Origin of the sequence: Nitrosomonas marina, from assembly GCF_900110145.1 — a bacterium.
In the GTDB taxonomy this organism is placed as follows: domain Bacteria; phylum Pseudomonadota; class Gammaproteobacteria; order Burkholderiales; family Nitrosomonadaceae; genus Nitrosomonas; species Nitrosomonas marina.
This window is the reverse complement of sequence record NZ_FOCP01000001.1, coordinates 224,372-246,051: the sequence shown is the minus strand read 5'-3', so window position 1 is coordinate 246,051 and position 21,680 is coordinate 224,372. Positions and strand designations below refer to the sequence as shown.

The following is a 21,680-nucleotide window of genomic DNA, read 5'->3' as shown; positions in this document are numbered from 1 at the left end:
CATGGAAACATTTTTGGTCAGTTGTCTGCTGGGAGCATTTACCGGCATCGTGCTTGGGCTGACAGGTGCAGGTGGAGCGATTCTGGCGGTGCCGCTTCTGGTTTTCGGGCTACACATGGACATGTCCGAAGCTGTTCCCGTTGCGTTGCTGGCTGTCTGTATATCGGCAACTGTGGGCGCATTGATTGGGCTGAAACAGAAAAAGCTGCGCTACCGTGCCGCCGGGTTAATCGCTCTGACAGGCGCGCTGGCGGCGCCGGCAGGGCTCTGGTTCTCACAACAATTGCCGCATGAGCCTTTGGTTTTATTGTTTGCCTTGATGCTCTTCTATGTGGCGATCAAAATGCTGCGACTTAATCGGCAGCTTGATCCTGAAGTTCAAGCCGGAGCGGCGTATCATCCATCACCGGATATCCCCTGTCAGTCTGAAAACAGGGATGGCCGTTTGATATGGACCTGGCCTTGCGCTCGCGTGCTGTGTTATTCAGGCACGCTGGCTGGCTTTCTGTCCGGTCTGCTTGGAGTAGGTGGCGGCTTTGTCATTGTGCCGGCGCTCAAAAAGGCGACCTATCTCCATATGCAATCAATTCTGGCTACGTCGCTTGCGGTTATTGCGCTGGTTTCAGTGGTCGGCGCCGGGTCTGCAGTCATGCTGGGTTCGATGAACTGGTCTGTGGGAATCCCGTTTGGCGTTGGTGCACTGGCCGGCATGATGCTGGGTTTTAAGCTCTCGACATTTTTTTCTGCATCAAGGTTGCAACAGGGGTTTGCCTGGATGGCGATCATCATTGCAATGGGAATGGTGTTTCAATTATTTATTTAGCAGAAGCTGCGTGTAATCGTATATTTTTGCGTTGTTTTTTCTTTCACACATTTCTTTCCTGAAAATATTCCAAATACAAGTGACACGGTAACACAACGTTACCGTGTCATGTGTCCAGACACATCAAGATCATTGCCGGGTCAATTATTACCCGGTTGATATTGATTATAAAACGTCTATCAAAATAGAAATTTCCTGATTACCAGTTTGCTCTTGAGCAACAACCGGGTAAGAAACGCCCCGTATTGTTGCGGATTGTATTTTTCTTGTACATATAAAACAGTGACTTAATATGGGGTAATTCCGGCATGTTTTTTGCATGTGTTCAATAAGCAGTATTGGTTTTTATTGGGTGTACGCATGGCATTGCCTTTGACCGTGAACCGATACGCTTCCGATGTTAAAAGCACAATCATTTCATTTTCTTTGGGAGAAGCTAATGCCTAGTTATTTACATCCGGGTGTTTACATTGAAGAAATACCCAGTGGTTCCAGAGCGATAGAGGGTGTATCTACGTCAACTGCGGCATTTGTCGGTTCGCCTTTCAGAGGCCCGGCGAATACACCTACACTGATTGGTACATGGGAAGCGTATATTTCCCAGTTTGGTGATTATGCTCAGTCTTCCGGCGTGGAGAATGAAAATGACCATATGGCGCTGGCTGTTCGTGCGTTTTATCAGAATGGTGGCAAAGCGGCATATATTTGCCGTGTTCTTGACAGTAATCCCGCGCCTGTGGTTGCCTCGGTAGTCTTGCAGGATACTACGCCCGTGGATGTCATGACAGTTACAGCCTCCAGCGAAGGTGACTGGGGAGATGCGCTGCGTGTTGCCATCGCCGTTGATGGTGCCAGTTTTGATCTTCATGTCGGAACCGAGGTCGCCGGTGATTTTGTGCCTGTTCCGTCTGAGGTTTTTCTCGGAATGAGTATGAACCCAACTGATGATAATTTTGTCGAGAAAGTCATTAATGCAAGTTCCAACCTGATTCGGATAACAGTCGAGGATGGCGTGACTGCGCTGCCAGATGCAAATACGCAGGATGCAGATGGGAATTTTACCAGTTTCAGTACGTTGGCCGGTGGTTCCGAGACCGGACCGACTGCCGATGATTATTTAAATTTTTATAACGACGTACTGCGCAAATTTCGTGATGTGTCGATCATGGTGCTGCCAGGCCAACAGTGGCCCGACGATGGCAGTACTAACGATTTTATTACCAATACGATTACACATTGTGAAGCGACCATGAGTCGTGTAGTGATTGTCGATCCCCCGGTCGATACGGAGCTTGAAACAGGCAATGATGTATCGTCGTTGAGCCTGCCGACATCGACTTACTCGGTGCTGTACTATCCCTGGGTGGCAGTGAGCAATCCACTGTATCACGTGGATTCCAATCCGACCGCCAGCAAGACATTGAATATTCCACCTTCGGCTATTGCCGCTGCAATGTGGGCAAAAATCGACGGTAAACGCGGTGTTTGGAAAGCACCGGCAGGCGTCGAGACACGAATCAATGTCAGCGGATTGCAGTTTAATGTAGAAGATCTGGAGCAGGATGGTCTGAATCCTGCGGGTGTGAACTGTATCCGTAACCGTCCGGGTTTCGGTCCGGTGTTCTGGGGCGCAAGAACGCTGGCTACGCGGGCTGATCCGGAGTGGCGTTATGTCCCCGTCAGGCGGACGGCTATTTATATCGAACAAAGCATTTACAACGGCATCCAATGGGCGGTGTTCGAACCGAATGATCATCCGCTGTGGGGAGCGTTGCGCGCAAATATCGGTTCTTTTATGGATGGATTGTTCCGTGCCGGTGCATTTCAAGGCGCTACAGCCAAGGATGCCTATTTTGTCCGTTGCGGATTGGGCGACACCATGACACAAGGTGATATCGATCGGGGTCAGGTGATAGTGATCGTTGGTTTTGCGCCGCTAAAGCCTGCGGAGTTTGTGATTGTTCGAATTCAGCAGAAGGTTGGCGAACAGTAATGAATGCTAATTGTTGAATATTATCGATTTGCGTCTTTTCTTATTAATAAGGCCGCAGTTCTATCAGCAGGATATCGAGAACCGGATATTGTTAAAAGGAGGTTTTTATGGCTGCACCAATGTTCCCGGCTAACGCGCATCGCTACGATCCCTATCGTACATTTATGTTTCAGGTGATTATAGACGGTGCGCCAGTTGCCGGTCTTAGAAAAATGAGTGTGTTGAAGAAGTCGACTGAAGCGGTAAAGTGGCGTTCTGCCGGTGATTCGGCTCACGAGCGCGTGATGCCGGGCGGTACCAGTTATGAGCCGATTACTCTTGAACAGGGATTGACACACGATCCGGTTTTCGAAAACTGGGCGAATCTGGTGAACAATATTCAGGGTAACGCGGCAATGTCCCTGGTGAATTATCGTAAGGACATTGTATTAAATGTTCTGAATCTTCAAGGCGCGCTGGCAATGTCGTACCGGGTTTACGGTGCCTGGGTGTCGGAGTTTCAGGCACTGCCTGAATTCGATGCGGGTACGATGAATTCGGTGGGTATCCAGATGCTGACGCTTCAGCATAACGGCTGGGAGCGTGATACCAGTGTGACAGAACCAACTGAAACCTAGTTTCGATTTCAGGATAGAACATGATTGAGCTACCGGGCGGGTTGATAGTAAACGGCGAGCGCAGACGAGATTTTAAATTCCGTGAATTGACGGGTGAATGCGAACTCATGCTGTGCGAGCAGTCGATTCCGGCTCAGGATGATGTGTTTTGTCATGCGCAACGGGTAACGCATGTGTTATGTCAAAATCTTGCGAGTATCGGAGGTCAGTCAGTGAACAGGGAGACGGTGAATGCGCTGAGCGTTGGTGATCGTCAGTTTCTGATGCGTCAACTGGCTGTATACATTGACGATGGTGTTGTCTGGTTGACTGCGGTTTGTGGTCAATGCGCAGAAAAATTCGATGTATCCTTCAGACATTCCGAGTTGCCGGTAAAACCGGCGGGAGAACACTATCCGAACAAAGTTATCGAAATCAGTCTGGGCAAGGTGACAGTTTCCGTACCGACGGGGAACGACCAGCTGGCAGTCGTTAATATCGCGAATCAGCAACAGGCCATGTGGCGATTGATTACACGTTTGGTCAGGAGGAAGGGCCGCCGGCAGCAATTGCAGCCTGAACAGTTGACAACGGAAGATATCGAGCAAATTGAAATCGCAGCTGAATCCATGTCACCTGAAATTGCAACAGAACTGTCAGCCAACTGTCCGAATTGCCAGGCTGAGAACCGACTGCCGGTTACTCCCTATAGTTGTTTCGATCGCTCTGCCGATGACCTGCTCAACGAGGTCCATACCATCGCACTGTATTATCACTGGAGCGAACAGGATATTCTGGCTCTGCCAAGTACAAGACGCCAGCATTATTTACAATTAATCGACTGCAGCCGCGGCATGATCGACCGTCAGAAGCTGGTTCATGGAGGACTGCATGGGTAATTTTTTCAGAAGTATTATTCACGACGGTCGCCATGGCATGTCTTCAATTGCGCAAATCCCGGAGCGCAATACGCAGCCAATGCAAAATGTCGAATTGGCAATGGTTCATGAGACCAAGGCAGCGCCCTTTACGACCGATATTGCTACTGCAACGAAGATCGATAGCCAAAATATCAGCGCCGGTATGACAGAAAATACGGGTATTACGGGTGATAATTACATCGGTCATTTTCCAGATGAATATCACGAAGCACAGTCATTCGCTGATGCGGCAGGGTTGCATGACTTGTCTGATAAGCAGCCTGTAGTTGTGTACCGGGACCGGGTTGATTCAACAGCGGAATCGCTGACTAATATCGGTACACCAGATGATAGCGAGTGTCAGTTTCACGGCCCGAAAGAGTCGCGACAGCAGACCAACCAGCAGAAAGCAAACGGAGAATTCGAGCAGCTGCATACTGAGATATCACGACTGGATCGTGCAGAAGAAAGCGGTGTGAACAAGCAGGGAAACGGTGCGGAAAAAAACACCTCGCCGTATTTGTTGAAAACCCGAATGAATGTTCCGGTCGATTTTGAATACACTGGACAGCGAACGACCCAGCATGTAACAAATGATAAAACTAATACAAACCGGTCGGCCTCATTAAATGAAGTTAAGTCAGATGAAATGGTTACGGCTGCATATAGCAGTGACAATTTCTCTGGCGTGAAATCGCGCGCTGCGCAGCGCAACGGTAACGAGGCACAACGGCCCCGGCCTGTTCATGTGAAAAAAGACTTGGGTGTGTCCGAGTTGCAGCAGAATGGTGAGGTGACTAAACTGTCTGCCGCCAGGCAAAAAACGCGTGCCGAAACAAATGATCTCAGGCTGGCCAGGGAAAATCGCACTGCGCAAAACCCACAAGTAAATATCGGTGTGGTCAATGTCATTGTAGAAGGACCAAAACAATCACGCGATACTTCAAGTGTTGTACGGCATGACGACCAGACCAGCCGTCGTTTTTTACGGAGCCTGTGAATTATGCCGCTGCCGGAATCGTCATTGTCCATTATCTGTGCCTCGATTGGCGATTTTGTTCGCAATGGCGTCAATGCGGCGACCAACAATATTACTGTCAGTATCGCGGCGCCTGCAGAAGTCGCGGAGGACGATGATCAGCACCGTATCAATCTATTTTTTTACCGCTTTGAGCCCGCGGGAATTCAATCGTCGGTTCGACCTGATGAATTCTGGCGTATGCGCATGTATTGCCTGATTACGACATTCGGCATTGACGAGGACGATATTCCTGCAGGTGAAAATGATTTGCGCATGCTTGGAGAGGTCATGCGTATTTTTCATGAGCGCCCCGTATTGGCCGCAGTCAACATCGGCACGGTTAGCGTACGATTACAGGTGGTTTTTACCCCGGTAACGGATGAGCAAATCAATCAGATCTGGTCAACGCAAAGCGATACAGTGTACAGGCCGTCGGTGCTTTATGAACTGGCGCTCGCGCCGGTTATACCATCGCAGCTCAGAACCGAGCCGCCGCTGGTGGGTAGCTTGGGACACCAGGTGTTTGGTGACCGGGCGCAGCGCTACATCGGATTTTCCGGCAATGTATCCGGGCCGCGAGTGCCGTTACGGCGTGTTGATATAGCCAATCCGCAATGGGTGCCACAAATTTGCTGGATTTACCAGAATACGTGTGTGCAGACGCTCAGTTTTGAAATAGACAGCCCAGAGTTTGCCGGCTTCTCGCCGGACTTATGGATAGCCGGCGATAGCGGCGAGAATGTCAGTTTGGTCTGGGAAGTATGGGATTCCAGTGGTTGGCGCCAGGTAGGCGCGCCGCATGTGGTTACCCCGTTTAACGATACTATCGATCCCGTGCAGATTCCGGCACCGGTTCCGGGTCTCTTTCCGGAAACGCTGCCGCTTCCGTTGCCTGTGAGTATTCCTGTCGATGAGAATGCCGCTCAGGGTTTGCTGTATGCAACCCGCAGTATAGTCGTGATCGAAGGACAACCGACTGTCGAGATTCGCAGTAACCCACTACTGATCAGTCTGTACAGGACAACCTAGAGATGAACGCCGCCGTTGAAGCCATCTCACCCGTAAATTTGCAGGCCGAATGGGAACGCGTCGAAATGCTTGCGCACTGCCTGTTATTATCGCGTACCGGACGACAGCCGCAGGAAGATGTGCTGAAACGGCTTGAACAGCTTCAGTCCCAGGTTGACCGGTTGCGTCAATCAGCCAACACTCCATGGGCCAAACTGCCTGTCCGGCAGTTGACGCCGCTTGGTATTGACGTACTGGCCTGTGTGCTGGCTAGCGAAGCGCTACCGAAAACCGGCTGGCTGTATCAGGAACTGCAGCCGGCAAACCCGCAACCGTTTGTAACTGCCGCGTTGCTACAGCAGATACTGGCGCTGGATTACAACGAATTTCATCATGTTCGGCAACTGACCGCGGCTGGTGGAGAATTACGGCGGCTCAATCTGATCGAATCGGATCAGGACAGTGCGTTTGCGTTGTTACGTCCTGGGAAAAAGGCGCTGGCATGCCTGATGGATTTGCCGGAATCCGAGGAAACGCCGCCCGGCGCCTATCCGGTTAGGCAGCGCGCAGTGTGGGACGATCTGGTTTTACCACCTGATCGCGAACGTATTCTGCGTGAATATCTGATGTGGCTGCGTCACCGTGAGACTGTGGTCGACCGGTGGGGTGGCTATGAGCTGGGTGGCCCGGTGGCGCTGTTCAGTGGTTCATCGGGTACCGGCAAGACGTTTGCGGCAACCGTGATTGCCAATGAAATGGACTGGCCGCTGTATCGCGTCGATCTGGCGCGCCTGGTCAGTAAGTATATCGGCGAGACCGAAAAAAACATCGGCAAGCTGTTCGACGCGGCGCACGGCAGGGAAATGGTACTGCAATTCGATGAGGTCGATGCGCTGATGAGTAAGCGTGGTGAAATCAAGGAGGCGCGAGACCGGTACGCGAACATGGAAGTAAGCTATCTGCTGGCACGCATTGAGGATCATCACGGTCCGTGCATTTTGACAACCAATTTGCGCAGCCAGATTGACAAGGCTTTTTCGCGCCGGTTTCAGGTCGTTGTCGAATTCCCAAGGCCTGATCACAAGGCACGTGCGCAGCTATGGCAGCGGATGCTGCCTCCGCGCGCGCCGCGTGCTGACGACCTGGATATCAGTTTTTTGTCGCAGGCAGTCAATCTGACCGGCGGCAATATTCGTAATGCCGGGCTGCACGCAGCGTATCTTGCGGCTGAAGAGAGACAACCGATTTCGCTGGAGCATATCGCCATTGCCGTTTACCGTGAACTGGCCAAAGACCGGCAACAACTGAATAAAAATGACCTTGGTCCTTTGGCAAATTATCTGCCGCAGTTTGTATGCGGAATGGAGAACACCTGATATGAACGAGCGCATGTTAACGATCGAAAAAATGAACCTGAAGCTGCCGCGAGGTTTTGAAAAGCGGGCCGATGCGATCGCGCGCGAAGTGGCGCGACAGCTTGCACGCATGCCGCTGACACAATCGTATGAATACAAAACACTCATGATTCCCGGTGTGGTTGTTTTCAATGGCGAAACCGATCAGGTGATTGCCGGACGGATTGCCCAGTCAATTCACCGGCAACTGCACACCCCCGTTCAATCGAAACAGTCCGGTCTATACAGCCAGGATACTGAAAGATTTTCCGCTCAAAACGCTGACAACCCATCGATGGAGAAAAAACGTGGCATTGATTAATTTAACCCGAGGCATTCTGATTGAGTACGGATTGTCGATACCACCGCTGGTGTTGCAATTTGAATTTAATCCCCAGACTCTCTCGCGCACGCGCTCAATCAATATTGTGACTGGAAACGCACCGGGAACACGCGGCGGTTACGACTTCGCCCTGCCCACTGAAACGCCGCGCGTAGCGCAAGGTGTCACAATAGAACCTGAGCAATTCAGTATGCAAATCCTGATAGATGCCACCGACCGCATGAGCGACCCGTCCTCTCCAGGTCATGGCCCAGCGGTTGCTTTTGGTATAGAGCCTGAACTGGATACGCTGCGCAGTATGGTCGAACCCAAGACGCAGGGACCCGGGGGCGTGCAAATGCTGTCCAGCCTCGGCCTTGGGGGCAACAAGGCATTTCAGCGTGATGAACATCCTTCGGTATTGTTGCTAATCTGGGGTACGCATGTACTGCCGGTGTTTTTGACCAGCGTACAAGTAGAGGAAGTGGCGCATTTGCCGACGCTCATGCCCTACCGTGCGAATGTGACACTCAGTTTTCAGGTGATTGAAAGCAACAATCCGTTTTATCAGGTGGAAAAAATACGCCAGACGGCCGGTGCGGCGATCAATCTGGCCAGTGGCGTGTCGGTGTCGTTCTCGGCGTCTTTCGGTGCGTCATTTTAGAGATGAATTTTTAAAAAAGGACAGGTGCGATGTTATTAAAAAAATCACGGTACAAAAATGCCGGTTTTTTTCAACCTGAGAATGACGGCGATGATGTGTTCCCGGGGGTACGAGCACGCGAAATCGGTCCGGCGGCCGGCATGATCGAGCATGAAATCCAGACCGGTAACCGGCTCGATCAACTGGCGCGCCACTATTATAACGATGATCGGCTATGGTGGCGCATCGTCGATGCCAACCCGGCTTTTCTGTTTGCCGGCGATATGCTCGATGAGACCATGCAGGGATCGGTATTGCTGATTCCAAGATTAAAGGAATGAGTTGAAGTTTAACGAATAACGGAAACGGAAATGGGACTTCTGGATCTGCTCAGTAAAAAGAAACTGCAACCGGCCGAGTGCGTCGTCAAACTCGATAACGAGGAAATCGATGATATGTATCCGGCACTGGTTGAAGTGACTGTGGAAGCCGACCGCAGTCGTGCCACAACAGCAACACTGGTGTTTGAGGCACGTCGACTGGAGGACGGACTTTGGACTGTGCAGGATGACGATCGCTTCAAACCGTGGGTGCCCGTCAGAATCGAGGCTGTATTCGGTGATGAAGCGGAAGAAGTGATGCGTGGCTACATCAAAGAAGTGCGCGCTGAATATCCGCCGGAGCGTGGTGGCGCAAAGGTGACGGTATCGTGTCAGGATCACTCGCTGCAACTGGATCGTGAACACGTCGAGCAGCGCTGGGGACAGGATGCGCCGACAACGGACGGTGCGATTGCAACCGAAATAGCGATCCGAAACGATCTCGGCATACTTGGGGAGATTGGTGAAGGTCAGACAGTACAGGATGTACTGCAGAATACGACCGACATTAAATTTTTGCAGCGCCGAGCTCAGGCTAATGGGTACGAAATCATTTTTCAGGAAGGCATGCTGCATTTCGGCGAAATGCGCCTTGATGCCGAGACGCAGCCGACAATTATGGTATACGCAGGCCCGGACACCAACTGCATCAGCTTTAATATTCAGGACGACGGTCATAAACCGGACAGTGTAGCGTATCAGGTAGCGGCAGAAGTCGGTGCCGAAGAACCGGCAACCGAAGTAACGCCGAATCTGCGCAGACTTGGCAACGAATGGGCTGACAGTACCGGTGCGGGATTAAATGATTTTATCTGGCGACCGCAGCGTCAGGGTGTCAGTGATGCGACGCAAATGGAAGCCATCGCCCAGCGCATGGCCAATGAACAATCGATGAAAATCAATGTGGATGGCGAGCTCGACGGCAGTTTGTACGGTCATGTATTGCGTATTGGCGAACCCGTCGGCGTAGATGGTGTCGGGGAACGTTACAGCGGTACATATTATGTCGATTCGGCGACGCACCGTTTTGACATCAACGGATATAAAGTATCTTTCCGTCTGCTGCGAAATGCCTACGGCGATGATCTGGGCGAGTCTGATAATCCGCTAGCGGGAGTGGTGTAAATGGAACAACTGATTCATCAAATCGCACAGCAGTCACAGCAACGTTACTATGGAAAATATCGCGGTTTTGTGACTGATAACCAGGATCCCGAGAAACGTGGCCGGCTGAAGGTGAGTGTGCCTTCGGTACTGGGTGACCAGGATACTGGCTGGGCGCTGCCTTGTCTGCCGTTTGGCGGCCTGACCAATCAGGGAGTATTTATGATTCCGGAAGTGGATGCTCAGGTATGGGTGGAGTTCGAAGAAGGCAATCTGGACCATCCAATCTGGGTTGGCGTTTTCTGGCAGCAGGAGAGCGACACGCCGGAGGAAGCTGCGCTGGATGAACCGACGACGCGGATTATTCGCACTCCGTCCGGGCATGTGCTTCAGTTTGATGATGCCAGTGGAGAAGAGCAATTCCGTCTGGCGCACCCATCCGGTACCGAAATGACCATTGATCCGCAAGGAACTGTCAACACCACGGATGCCGCGGGCAATTCCATGACGCTCGACGCACAGAGCAATACTGTTACGCTGGAAGATGCCAACGGCAACCGCCTGACGATGGATAGCAGCGGTACAGAAATTAAAGACAGTAACGGTAATACCATACAGATGGCCGCCAGCGGCATTACGGTCGAGGGTGTTCAGATCGTTATCAAAGGCACAACAGTCGATGTGGCGGGTCAGGGAGGTGAACCGTTGATTAAGGCACAGACATTTCTGTCTTTGTTCAACGCACATACGCATGTTTGTACAGCACCGGGGGCGCCATCTGGGCCGCCAGTGCCACCGCTGACACCGGTTGTACTAACCACTAAAACCAAGGCGCAGTGAGCGGATGACGGATGAACACAATGGAGAAAATTACAGGAGGGGCAGGTGATGGCGACCCGGTTGAATAATCCCGATTACATGAAGTTTCCGCTGCAGATCGGAGAAAACGGTGCTGCAGTAAGCACTCGTCAGCGTCATGTGCGTGAACAGATCGAACAGGTGCTGTATACAGATACGGGGGAACGATGGTATCGGCCGGAATTCGGTATCGGTGTTCGGGCGCTGGTATTTGAGCCAAACAGCCAGGCGTTGTGGGAAGTGACCAAAAAACGCCTGTCCGCATCGCTTAATGAAACACTGGCAGGAGAGGTCGCGCCGGCAAGTCTTGAAGTGAGTGTGACGGGAGATGGAGAAAAACTCTATATCACGATTGCCTATACGCTGGCGACCCTGAATCAAGGCGAGCAGCTCGAGTTTGTTGTGGGAGGGAGCAAATAAATGGCAGAACAACCGTCATCCGAGTTATTTTTTAATGATGCCTGCAGCGACTGCGGATATCGGCAGGTAAAGTTGCCCGAGCCATTGCCGGTTGTTGGTGATGACTTCGACTGGCTGGTACGCGATTATGACGGCTTCCGCCTGTTTATGCTCGAGGAACTGGCAGCGCGTTTTCCACAACGGCGACGCTGGACGCCGGCTGACATGGAAGTGGTGATTGTAGAAACGCTGTCGGTAGTGTTGGATCAATTGTCTGATATGCTTGATCGTGTACAGGCTGAGGCGTTTCTCGAGACAGCGCGGCGGCCGGAGTCAGTACGGCGGTTACTGGCAATGATCGGTTACGATGCAGTCAGTCAGGCTGCAGCAGAGGCAAAGATTCCTGACGCTGATGGCGCTGCTGGTGAAAGTGATGCGGCCAGAAGAATACGGTTACGGGCATTTCATTTGCCATTACAACGATATCTCTCCGACTATCAGGATGTTGTGGACGAATTGACGCCGGCACAACAGTCCGGTCTACAGGCATTTATTGACAATCCTTTAAGCGCCACAGTCGCAGCGCTTGATGCGGTACAGCAGTTTCTTGATAACGCGCCGGATTTTGTCCTGCGCGCACGCAATGAAACACTGCACAGTTTTTGGACGCTATATCCGCATGAAATGGAAAAAGCCCGTACGCTTGGTCCGCGCTCTATTCATATGCAAAAACGGATGGTGACCGAAGATGACTACGCCGAAAGGCTGGAAGACCATCCGCTGGTGTTACGTGCGCATGCATACAATTGCTGGACAGGATCATGGAATACTGTGTATACCGCTGTGGTGATATCGGAGAACTTGATGCTCGACAGTCCATTGACGGTGGCTGCGGTTGGCGGTGTTGATTCATTTCAATTGCTGCAGGCGTCAGTCGATCAGTTCAACCGCCGTTATGAACTCGATGATGTTGACTGGATGGCAGAACCCACCCCACGGATCATTCTGCGTCCATACCTGGATGCATACAGAATGGCTGCTCAGGAAGTTTTTTTACAGGATGCGCGGTTTGTCGGTATCAATATTGCGCTTTCTGTGCGTGTGGCCGGAAATTATTTTCAATCTGAAATCCGTCGCGATATTAACTTCTCGCTGGGCACGGAGCTTGGCGGCTTTTTTGCACCGGGGCGGCTGGCTTTCGGCGAGGATGTACATGCGGGTGATATTATCGAAGCGATTATGAGTCTGGACGGAGTGGATGCGGTCTGCCTGAACCGGTTTAAACGTGTCGGCCGGCGTTATCCGAATCAGGCCGATTCAGGACGCATTCGTCTGGAAGGGTTGGAAATCGCTACATGCAATAACGATGCGCAGCAGCCGGCGCTGGGGATTCTGCGCGTTATACTGCACGGAGGTCAACGCGGATGAATGGGCTGCCCGATAAAAAAGATTTGACGCGCTGGAACCGTTCCGGTTTGCGACGGTTCCGTTATGTGGATGGTAACGCCATTACATTCCTGGAAACATTGCGGCAGGCTCAGCGTGATGCGTTCACCGAGAGTGGCCAATTACAGTGGCAGTCGCTGGAAACGGCCATAGTGCAGCCATTAAGTGAATCGGCTGAGCAGCGCCAGGCACGCTGGTTGCAGCAATATCGCGCTGAGCGTCGTGATTACGCCTGGGAGATTTTGCGCAGCTATGCCAGGGCAGTTCATGTACTTGGTGAGTATCTCGATGTTTACGCCAACGAGACGTTTATTCGAACCGCGACGCAGTGGCGACATGTGCGGCGGCTCGTGAATATGCTCGATTACCATCCGGCGCCACCAGCTTCTGCCCAGACACCGATCGTAATTATTGCCAAGGATGGCAAATCAGGGGTGCTTACAGCCGGTTTGGCCTTCAAGAATGCGCCCGAAGACGGCAGCAAGCCTTCCGTTTTTGAAACGCTGAACGATCTGGATGTCGACAGCAGGATGAATGAGATTCGGATCCTTAACTGGAATAAATCACAAATTGATTTTGTGTACAACGATAGTACCCGTTCTGCTGTTTTTCCCTTGAGTGCGCCGGTTGAGGACATATCAACCGGTACTCTTGGCATGTTGCTGGTTGATGTCGGCACACAGACCAAAGGGCTGGCGGTTAAAGTCGCCAGTGTTTCCGATCAGCAGGTCATATTGCAGGGAGAAAGCAGACCGGCCGGTTTCCCGCAGATTAGCAAAAGACACCAGGTTCGGCTTTTGCTCAAGCCCGATTTCAAGCAGATGCCCAGAATCAGCGGAGATAATGTGGCGATATTAAAATCCGATCACGGTCTGAGCGAGAATGCGGTGATAGCCTGGAAATCGGGAGCAACCTGGATAGCAGCGATCGTCCAGGAAGTTCAGAATGATCGTGTACGGTTGTCGCGTTCGGCCCCCGTTCCGGGCACGGCGCTTTATTTGACTTCTTTTTCTGATGCGCGCGATATGAATGTGAGTGGCAGTAGCGTGCGCCGCGTGATTCTGCCGCTGGTTGATCATCGGGAGCAATGGGGCCTGTTCGATGAAAATTTGCAAAAGATTAACAGTTATGCAACGTATAACCAGGACGGACAGCCTGTATATACCTACCAAAATGGCGATTATTATGATCGGGTGTATTTCATCCCGAAAGACAGTGCCTCAGTAACTGCGGTAGCTGTTGCGACAGTGCTCGAGAGCAAACCTCTGTATATGTCATTCGATGGCGACCCGGGAATGCTTTCGACTGGCGACTGGGTGATTGTGCAGACAAGCACCGGTGGACGTGCGGCGGTTGTGACCACCCTCGTTGAATATGAACATGAATATCAGCTGGAGCTTTCGGGTGTTTTTTTCGCGGATGGGATAACGTTGTTCGCCCGGTTTGAAATGGAATTGCGACCGTCAAATTATGATATCAACGAAACTCCCGGTTTTTTGATCGAGCCGCAGTACCGCTCTGACAATCACAGTTTTTTGCCTTTGGCGCTGGCACAATTTCCGCAGTTACTGTCTGTCGGCAGGAGGTTGATTGTCGAGGGCAAAAGCAGCGCAATGGCGGTAATGGTCAAGGATATTGACATATTAAACAAACGGATCAAGATTGAACCGGCCATTCCCGGCAGCGAATTGACCGGCAGTGGTACCACAAATGACTATACCCGCTATTACACCAAAATTTACGGCAATGTAGTGCAATCCGGACATGGGGAAACGCGAAAGGAAAAAATCCTGGGCTCGGGAGACGCTACGCGACTGAATCAGCAATTCGATTTTGATGTTGAACAGATTAGTTTCGTTGCAGATCCGAAATTCCCCAACGGCGTGCGTTCAGCAATCACCATTCAGGTTGAAAACCGGACCTGGCAGCAGGTGGCCACGCTGAACGATTCCGGCCCGGAAGATCCGCACTACGCCGTGCGGATGAAGGAGGATGGCACGTTGCAGGTCGAATTCGGTGACGGGGTGCATGGCCGTCGTTTGCCCACCGGCAGTAATAATGTTCGTATCGTACATCGCGTTGGCGGCGGCCTGTCCGGAAATCTGGCTGCAAACAGTTTGAAGAAAACAGTCAAACCCGATCCACTCGTTGAAGCAATATACCAGCCGATAACGTCGAGCGGTGGAAATGATATGGAAGCCGTTGAATCGATGCGTGACAATGCGCCCGGTAGTATTCTGGCGCTTGATCGCGCAGTGTCGCTTGCTGATTTTTCACATCTTGCAGCACGTTATAGCGGCGTGTGGCAGGCACGGGCTTTCCAAAAATCATCAGTACGCAAAAAACAGGTTGAAGTTGCGATTGTTCCGGCTGGTGGTGGCAAGCCGGGTGGCCTTGTGGATGCAGTGAGTGCGTATCTGCGGAACCATGCCCTGCCGGGTATTACTATTCAAGTGAAGCCATTTGAGTCGGTCATTCTCGACATCAAAGTTGTCATTCGTGTCAAAGCCGATGAGTTTGATCCGGATCTGGTAAACGAAAATGTACTGCAGGCACTGGCATCTGCGTTTTCTCTGAAAAACTCAAAACTGGGACAACCGTTCTACCTCAGTGCCGTGTTCAAAGTCGTGGAAGGTGTTACGGGTGTTGCAAACAGCCAATGTGCGATGAATCCTGACGGGTTTTTCGGTGCTGACGGTAATCCGGTTACAACCCGATTGATCACCCGGGGTATTGACGGCGCCATTAAACGCGTATCGGTATTTGACTATCAGGCGGTATACATCGACAGAGCATTATCGGTAATCGATATCACGGTGCAGGCCTTCGATTTATAGGACTAACTATGGCTGACAAAAATCATGCAGAAACGCTTTTCCGGATAATACCGGCTGTTTACCGTAATCGTGACAGCAGGCAATACGGAGGCAGTGGTGATCTGAAGAAATATTTTTCCGGTAATGCAGTTTTGCTGAATCAACTGCATGCGACGCTGGAACAGTTTCTGGCCGATCATTTTCCGGATAATCCGAATGCTGGCGCGCCGGCTTGCCAGGACTGGCTGTTGCCGTATTTTGCTGATTTGTTTGATGTGCGCCTGGTTTCACCGCTTACAAAAGGACGGCGCGATGAAATCGCCAGAGCGATACGCTGGCGTCAGGGAAAGGGTACACTGCGTGTTGTAGAAGAAATTGCCGAATCGGTTGCGCAGCTGGAAGTGATGCTTCAGGAAGGCTGGAAGCGTGTTGCTGTAACGCCCCGGCTGAATGTGCCGCTAATGCCTGAGATTCATTATGGTTTGTCAGGAGCAGTGCCTTTGGCGCCACCTTCAGTTGCCGCCCGCCATCCTGGCTTGCCGGCGGTGACGCCTGACTTCAGATGTCCTTCAGGAGCGGTAAAATCAAACACCAGCAATCCTGCCGCGCAACAAAGCAGTATCGATGGCGATACACGAACCTGGCGCCAAGTGAGTTTTCATGGCGCACCATGTTACCCGAACAGCTTTGAGGATGTGTCTCGCCGTACAGTCGATTTTCGCAGCGGTGACTGGCGTTCTGGCCATTTCCATCCAGACAGGATTCTGCTTTACACAGTGCCGCCAGCCGGTTTTTTTCCGGACCGGATACAAACGGTGAACTGGTCTCAAGAACCGAGTGAAGCGTTTTTGAGGCTTATCAATGTAATTACCGAAAACAATACGACGGTCTATCGGAACAAAACATTCGGTAAAGACAACTTTGTTCCGGTCAATATCCGCCGTACGATTCAGCTTGGTCAGGTCGAAGATGGCGTGGGCGATCCTGATTTTCATACCTGGCGCTTTGAGGGCGTCAATTTGCTGAATACACTGGAACTGGATTCGGGTCGCGTGGAACTGGTGAAATGTGCCGCGCGCAAGGTGGAAGTGCACAGTATCGATAAAGTGTCTGCCGTGATTACTGCGCAGGATTGTTTGTTCAGACAGATACAGGCGGCACGCGGGCGGGTCAAACTGGCATACTGCACGGTTCTGGAATCCACGCTCAGCGAATACCTTCTTGCCAGCGACTGTATTTTTCTGGGGTTGATACACCGGCATCATTTGCCCGATTTGTCGCCGCCGGAGCAGCACTGCTTACGATATTCGCGCATAGCGCGGAATCAGGATGCGGGCAATATGCGGCTGATTCATACCACGCGGGATTTACCGGTCATGCTGTCAAAACGTTTTGGCGACCGCAGCAGCGGGGTGTTGCATCCAGCTACGCCGAGGACAATCACACGCGGTGCGGAGGACGGTACTGAAATGGGTGCGTATCACAGCGAGTATTTGAGTTTTCTTGCGGATGCCGTGGTTGAAAAATTACGTGATTATCTGCCATTGGATAAGCAGGCGCTTGTAATTCCCGATTCGCGTTTGCTGGCTATTCCTGAATGAACGGAGGGAAACTGCTGTTTGTAGAAATCGATCCTGGCGTTTTATTCTGCTACTAACGGAATTCTGACTATGAAAACACATATATCACGAAACAGTTTTGATGCCAAAAAGCGATATTCCGGTATTTACCAGCAAATGGGGAGAATGCTGACCGATGCTGACTGGAATGAGCTGGCAGATATTGATAAAAGCAGAGTGACCGATGCCCTGATCGATGTGATCGGCAGTGGCACGCCTCGAGAACGAGGGTTGGTCGGTATTACCGAAAACCCGGATGGCAGCAGAAGTTATGCACTGCAGTGGGGTTATTGTTATGTTGACGGTTTGATTGCGCAGGTGCGTCCGGATCCTGCAGCAACGTTGTCGGATGCCAGTGGAACTGTTTTCGAATATGAGCACCAGGCAGATTTTCCCGGTGCTCCGGCGCTGCCAGGCGGAGATTATCGATTGTATGTCGACATCTGGGAACGCACCGTTATTGCATTGGAAGATACTGATCTGCGCGATCCGGGCTTGCAGGGTGCAGATACGTGTACGCGGACGCAAACGATGGCGCAGGTCAAGTGGTGCGAAACCGGTGTAGATCCTGAGGACAATGTGCAAAACCCGTCTGTGGGTAATGCAAAACTGACATTGACGGTGCGCCAGGGCAGCACCGAACCTGACCCATGCGACCCTTGTGCTGATGAGATCGTGTTGCAGGACAAGCTTGGAAATTACCTGTTTCGAGTAGAAGTACACCATGTTCAGTTCGATGGCACTAGCGGACAGCCGCAGCGTGTGGTACTCAAATGGTCTTCGGAAAATGGTGCGGAACAGCACATAATTGACGACGAGCCGCCCGGTTTCAGTTCCAGTAACTGGGTGTACGAGTTTTTTGACGGTTACTCCGATCCTGATGCATTGACGCCCGAGACCTATGACAGCGAAAAGCATTTAGGCAAACATCTGGTAACGGCCTTTACACCGGTCCGTGGCGAACTGGTCAATGGATATCCAGGTTCGGCACCTTCGGGTTTCACCGCAGTGCGCCGGTGGGACGGATATTGTGAGCTCGAAAAATCCGGTACTGAATGGGTGCTGCTTGGAGGAGCCGACCGTGGCGTAACGCTGTCTACCAGCTCAAGCGCCGATGCCCACGGTCATGTGATTGAAGGCAGTACGGTAGCAATCAATCATGACGTCATGACATTGACCATAGAACTTGCCGATTGGCAGATGCTGGCCGGGGATTTCTGGTACGCGGTGGTGCGGCAGGCGGTCAATGTGGCGGGTGAAATATTGTTGTCGACTGCCGAACCTGCTGGCATTCATCATCATTACATGTTGCTGGGTACGATAAGCGGCGGTATATTTGCGCCGGAAGAGAGTCTGATTTGCCAGCGTTTTGGATTTCCACCATTGACGGATTTGCAGGCCGGGGATGTATGTTATCGCGTACCTGACTGTGGAGACAACGCCCAGCCTACAATTGCCAGCCTGCTTGCACAATTGTTGGGGACTGATTTTCCAGACGGTTCGAATGCGCGGGCCAATTTAAGACAGATTATCGACGCTCTGTTATGTCATCATGCGGCGACGACGTTGCCGGTTATTAAGGATGAAACGCTTTGCCAGTCATTGCAGGCGCCTGAAATCCGCAGTGTTCAGGATGCATTGAACCTGTTATGTCAACGCGAAATTGACGGATGTGCGACATATACTGTTTTTCCGCGTCCAGGCTGGGAATCCGTGTTTGACCAGATCGTTGACAATCAGGATGCTTCGTTGTGTTTTCGCGAAGGAGAGTATCAGCTATCGACGGAAAAGCAGGTACAGGGCAAGGGCCATCTGAAAATATCCGGGGCAGGCGCCGGTACGCGCATTGTCACCAGCACAGGTGAAACGGCGTTATGGTTCGAGTCATGCGCAAGCGTTACGATACGTGACATGTATGTTGAGGCCCGCTCGGCCGGCAACTCCGGAGAATTAAAAACACTTAATGGCGCATTGACGTTTCAAAACTGTGCGCAAGTACACCTGAATCAGGTGACGTTGCGTAATGCGGCCGGTACTCGGCCTGGAGCAACATGTTTAACAGTACGGCATACCGATTCGCAAACAGGCACGGCGCAAATCCAGGGATGTTATTGCGATGTGGGGCACCAGCAGATTGGTATGCTGTTTTTGAATATGGAGCGGTTGACGGTTCGGGACAATCATATAAAAACACGTCCCAAACCGCGTAGCTGGACACTACAGACCCAGTTAAGCGACAGGCTTTTTGCCGCAAGAGCGCGGCGTCTGCTGATCAACAGTGGCGAAGTCAGAAATTTTGAGAGTACACGCGCTGCCGGGAAGAAGAATATTCAAATGGATGCAGCCAACAGCAATCGCCGCATCATGATTGAATCACCTGTGGCCGGTAATGTCTGGAAAACGAGCCTGACCCGGGAACTGGGCGCCAACACAGTTGCCAGTAATCAGGTATTGTTAAATGCCGCTAGAACAATTGCTGCCAGAGTACTGACCGATCCGGTTTATCGTGCCGGTATTCTTCCATTTGAAAACTGGTTTACCGCATTAGGCAGTCAGAATCCGTCTGTCGCTTATAAAGGTATTGTCTGTGGTGGACGTACTGCAAAGGATGTGCGTATTTTGAATAATTCTCTGGATGGCGTCCAGGAAGGCATACACATCGGTGTCAGCGACCGCAAACAGAGCGGAAATCAGCGCTATCAAGCGGGTCGAGTCACAATAGAAGGCAATACCATCCACGTATTGCTGCCGCCAGTGACGGTCCATCGCAGAGGTGGAATTTTTTGCGGCAACTGCAATCATTTATCGATTATTGATAATCATATGACTATTCAGCGTTTTTCATTTAGTCGTCAGACCGAGATTGAGGGTATTCGGATTTTTGGCACAATGGGGCGTATGTTTATTGTTCGGCAAAACTATATGAGCAACTGTACCATTGGTGTCAGAGTACATCCGATCGGTTCCAATCCGGATATCAATAATCAGTGGATGGTTGCAGATAACATGATGCCACAGGCCAGTCTGGCCGTGGTGGCGCCGTCTTCGGTTATGAAAACTAATAATTTAAAATAAATTTTGTTACGAATTGCGACCACTCCTGTCGGGAAACAGGCTGGGAAATTGAAGTGAAATGATTAAAGCAACAAAAAGCTTGACTTTTTTAAATGATTGAGTAGTATGATATAACACGCGCCAGTCCTATTGGTATAGGCAGATTGAGAACGGGTTTTGTGAGAGTTAGTACACAGAGGAGGCTTTGGTTCTGAAGCTTACAGGCATTTAACGGACTTGATGTGGGGTTCAATACCCTTAAGTGTGATTTGAGAGATCGGATTGCAAAAAGCGAGGCAGCTAATGGTTCGCTTTTTCATTCTCCCCCCATATGCATGCAGCGTCTTAATCTTTCTTGATATCAGACAGGGTTGCAGGTGACTTTCCCAGCCCCTGGCATATTGACCATGCCGGTATGTCGGAGTCGTAACGTTATCAATCATCATCAACTTGAGAGGTGACTTGATGATGCAGGCGTATAACCAACGAAAACAGATCAAACCCGCTTCGGCTTCGGTACCGGTGAGACGATCGGGCCCGCAGTCAAGACTCCGCCACTCTGAATCCTTGCAGTCTCTCCTCAGAAAACAGAGAACCCAGTCTAAAATCCGGATCGGCCAACCCAATGATCGATACGATCAGGGAGCAGACCATACTGCAGCGCAAGCCGTACAACAGGAACAAAATTCTGCTGTGGTGTCATCAATAATAGGAACAATTATTCAACGGCAGCACCAATCGGGTCCGACTAAATCGGAAAACAATGCTCCTTCAGCTTCGGTTCCAGCGCCGCGCAACGGTTCGACCTATACCAGTCGGTGTCATGCCAGCCCGGAGTTTCCCGATTTTCCCTGCCTTGTTTCTGCGTTGAAACTGGATGTCGATGATAATCTCCGGGTAAATGCACATCGGTTTTATCGTGTAGCATCACTGTATCCCGGAGATGACGATTTAATGTGGGACACGTTCCTGAGATATGGCCTGGGTGTGAATCTGCTGCAGACCGGTTTCGGATTTTTCGGTACCAACGAAACATTGTCCAGTGTTTTGTCCTATGGAACCGGTGGTGGATTAAAGGCCTACAATTTTTTTCAGAATGGTGTGCTCGAACTCGATATTCCCGTTTCTTTGGGTAATGGACTGAATCTGGATTTTCAGCTTGATCTGACTGCCGATCCCGACAATTTGACCGATGTCAGGCAAGTGAGTGCAGGTGTCGGTCTTTCGGGTCATTTTTAATCCGTCGTGAGCCCGCGATGTCGGGGCTCAAGAATGGTAATTCCA

Annotated in this window: 18 protein-coding genes; all 18 read left to right on the top strand. The window is 51.3% G+C overall.

From position 1 onward, the window contains the following. Position 1 precedes the first annotated feature (1 nt). The 18 genes from BMX44_RS01110 to BMX44_RS01025 all read left to right on the top strand — a co-directional run bounded on the left by BMX44_RS01110 (position 2) and on the right by BMX44_RS01025 (position 21,635). On the top strand, positions 2-823 hold the full coding sequence (locus tag BMX44_RS01110) for a sulfite exporter TauE/SafE family protein (RefSeq protein ID WP_090627128.1): 822 nt from the start codon (positions 2-4) through the stop codon (positions 821-823). A 439-nt stretch (positions 824-1,262) separates the two neighbouring features. After that, positions 1,263-2,816, top strand: a complete 1,554-nt coding sequence (locus BMX44_RS01105; protein ID WP_090627127.1) for a phage tail sheath C-terminal domain-containing protein — start codon at positions 1,263-1,265, stop codon at positions 2,814-2,816. Between the two features lie 107 nt (positions 2,817-2,923). Beyond that, positions 2,924-3,433, top strand: a complete 510-nt coding sequence (locus tag BMX44_RS01100) for a phage tail protein (RefSeq protein ID WP_090627125.1) — start codon at positions 2,924-2,926, stop codon at positions 3,431-3,433. 20 nt (positions 3,434-3,453) lie between these two features. Continuing rightward, complete coding sequence (locus BMX44_RS01095; protein WP_090627124.1) at positions 3,454-4,311, top strand: hypothetical protein; 858 nt, start codon at positions 3,454-3,456, stop codon at positions 4,309-4,311. Further along, positions 4,304-5,332 carry a hypothetical protein gene (locus BMX44_RS01090; protein WP_090627122.1) on the top strand — a complete coding sequence of 343 codons (1,029 nt, stop codon included), beginning with the start codon at positions 4,304-4,306 and terminating at the stop codon, positions 5,330-5,332. Before BMX44_RS01095 ends, BMX44_RS01090 begins: the two co-directional genes overlap by 8 nt. Before the next feature lie 3 nt (positions 5,333-5,335). Further along, the gene (locus BMX44_RS01085; protein WP_090627121.1) at positions 5,336-6,382 is read left to right on the top strand and encodes a Pvc16 family protein; all 1,047 of its coding nucleotides are present in this window, start codon (positions 5,336-5,338) and stop codon (positions 6,380-6,382) included. A gap of 2 nt (positions 6,383-6,384) precedes the next feature. Further along, positions 6,385-7,737 carry an ATP-binding protein gene (locus BMX44_RS01080; protein WP_090627119.1) on the top strand — a complete coding sequence of 451 codons (1,353 nt, stop codon included), beginning with the start codon at positions 6,385-6,387 and terminating at the stop codon, positions 7,735-7,737. 1 nt (position 7,738) lies between these two features. Then, a complete protein-coding gene (locus BMX44_RS01075) occupies positions 7,739-8,077 on the top strand; it encodes a hypothetical protein (RefSeq protein WP_090627118.1) in 339 nt (112 codons plus the stop codon). Continuing rightward, positions 8,064-8,741 carry a CIS tube protein gene (locus BMX44_RS01070; RefSeq protein WP_218143894.1) on the top strand — a complete coding sequence of 226 codons (678 nt, stop codon included), beginning with the start codon at positions 8,064-8,066 and terminating at the stop codon, positions 8,739-8,741. The genes BMX44_RS01075 and BMX44_RS01070 overlap by 14 nt, the downstream gene beginning before the upstream one ends. A gap of 29 nt (positions 8,742-8,770) precedes the next feature. Further along, positions 8,771-9,061 carry a hypothetical protein gene (locus BMX44_RS01065; protein WP_090627116.1) on the top strand — a complete coding sequence of 97 codons (291 nt, stop codon included), beginning with the start codon at positions 8,771-8,773 and terminating at the stop codon, positions 9,059-9,061. Between the two features lie 30 nt (positions 9,062-9,091). Next, on the top strand, positions 9,092-10,225 hold the full coding sequence (locus BMX44_RS01060; protein WP_090627115.1) for a phage late control D family protein: 1,134 nt from the start codon (positions 9,092-9,094) through the stop codon (positions 10,223-10,225). Continuing rightward, positions 10,226-11,044, top strand: a complete 819-nt coding sequence (locus tag BMX44_RS01055) for a phage baseplate assembly protein V (protein WP_090627113.1) — start codon at positions 10,226-10,228, stop codon at positions 11,042-11,044. It abuts the gene before it with no gap. Positions 11,045-11,092: 48 nt separating this feature from the next. Continuing rightward, positions 11,093-11,482, top strand: coding sequence for a GPW/gp25 family protein (locus BMX44_RS01050; RefSeq protein WP_090627112.1), 390 nt, complete (start codon positions 11,093-11,095; stop codon positions 11,480-11,482). Next, positions 11,483-12,889 (top strand): baseplate J/gp47 family protein, encoded by a 1,407-nt coding sequence (locus tag BMX44_RS17065; RefSeq protein ID WP_218143893.1) that lies wholly within the window; start codon positions 11,483-11,485, stop codon positions 12,887-12,889. It begins immediately after the preceding gene. Then, positions 12,886-15,744 (top strand): baseplate J/gp47 family protein, encoded by a 2,859-nt coding sequence (locus BMX44_RS01040; RefSeq protein ID WP_090627110.1) that lies wholly within the window; start codon positions 12,886-12,888, stop codon positions 15,742-15,744. Before BMX44_RS17065 ends, BMX44_RS01040 begins: the two co-directional genes overlap by 4 nt. Before the next feature lie 8 nt (positions 15,745-15,752). Then, positions 15,753-17,324, top strand: coding sequence for a phage tail protein (locus BMX44_RS01035; RefSeq protein ID WP_090627109.1), 1,572 nt, complete (start codon positions 15,753-15,755; stop codon positions 17,322-17,324). A gap of 69 nt (positions 17,325-17,393) precedes the next feature. Beyond that, on the top strand, positions 17,394-20,417 hold the full coding sequence (locus tag BMX44_RS01030) for a DUF6519 domain-containing protein (protein ID WP_090627108.1): 3,024 nt from the start codon (positions 17,394-17,396) through the stop codon (positions 20,415-20,417). Positions 20,418-20,861: 444 nt separating this feature from the next. Further along, positions 20,862-21,635, top strand: coding sequence for a hypothetical protein (locus tag BMX44_RS01025; RefSeq protein ID WP_090627106.1), 774 nt, complete (start codon positions 20,862-20,864; stop codon positions 21,633-21,635). Positions 21,636-21,680: the final 45 nt, after the last annotated feature.

Bases quoted from the DNA above. Each gene is read 5' to 3' on its own strand.
- BMX44_RS01075 (WP_090627118.1), top strand. From the start codon at position 7,739: ATGAACGAGCGCATGTTAACGATCGAAAAAATGAACCTGAAGCTGCCG.
- BMX44_RS01085 (WP_090627121.1), top strand. From the start codon at position 5,336: ATGCCGCTGCCGGAATCGTCATTGTCCATTATCTGTGCCTCGATTGGC.
- BMX44_RS01055 (WP_090627113.1), top strand. From the start codon at position 10,226: ATGGAACAACTGATTCATCAAATCGCACAGCAGTCACAGCAACGTTAC.
- BMX44_RS01060 (WP_090627115.1), top strand. From the start codon at position 9,092: ATGGGACTTCTGGATCTGCTCAGTAAAAAGAAACTGCAACCGGCCGAG.
- BMX44_RS01035 (WP_090627109.1), top strand. From the start codon at position 15,753: ATGGCTGACAAAAATCATGCAGAAACGCTTTTCCGGATAATACCGGCT.
- BMX44_RS01050 (WP_090627112.1), top strand. From the start codon at position 11,093: ATGGCGACCCGGTTGAATAATCCCGATTACATGAAGTTTCCGCTGCAG.
- BMX44_RS01040 (WP_090627110.1), top strand. From the start codon at position 12,886: ATGAATGGGCTGCCCGATAAAAAAGATTTGACGCGCTGGAACCGTTCC.
- BMX44_RS01110 (WP_090627128.1), top strand. From the start codon at position 2: ATGGAAACATTTTTGGTCAGTTGTCTGCTGGGAGCATTTACCGGCATC.
- BMX44_RS17065 (WP_218143893.1), top strand. From the start codon at position 11,483: ATGGCAGAACAACCGTCATCCGAGTTATTTTTTAATGATGCCTGCAGC.
- BMX44_RS01105 (WP_090627127.1), top strand. From the start codon at position 1,263: ATGCCTAGTTATTTACATCCGGGTGTTTACATTGAAGAAATACCCAGT.
- BMX44_RS01100 (WP_090627125.1), top strand. From the start codon at position 2,924: ATGGCTGCACCAATGTTCCCGGCTAACGCGCATCGCTACGATCCCTAT.
- BMX44_RS01080 (WP_090627119.1), top strand. From the start codon at position 6,385: ATGAACGCCGCCGTTGAAGCCATCTCACCCGTAAATTTGCAGGCCGAA.
- BMX44_RS01025 (WP_090627106.1), top strand. From the start codon at position 20,862: ATGATGCAGGCGTATAACCAACGAAAACAGATCAAACCCGCTTCGGCT.
- BMX44_RS01095 (WP_090627124.1), top strand. From the start codon at position 3,454: ATGATTGAGCTACCGGGCGGGTTGATAGTAAACGGCGAGCGCAGACGA.
- BMX44_RS01065 (WP_090627116.1), top strand. From the start codon at position 8,771: ATGTTATTAAAAAAATCACGGTACAAAAATGCCGGTTTTTTTCAACCT.
- BMX44_RS01090 (WP_090627122.1), top strand. From the start codon at position 4,304: ATGGGTAATTTTTTCAGAAGTATTATTCACGACGGTCGCCATGGCATG.
- BMX44_RS01030 (WP_090627108.1), top strand. From the start codon at position 17,394: ATGAAAACACATATATCACGAAACAGTTTTGATGCCAAAAAGCGATAT.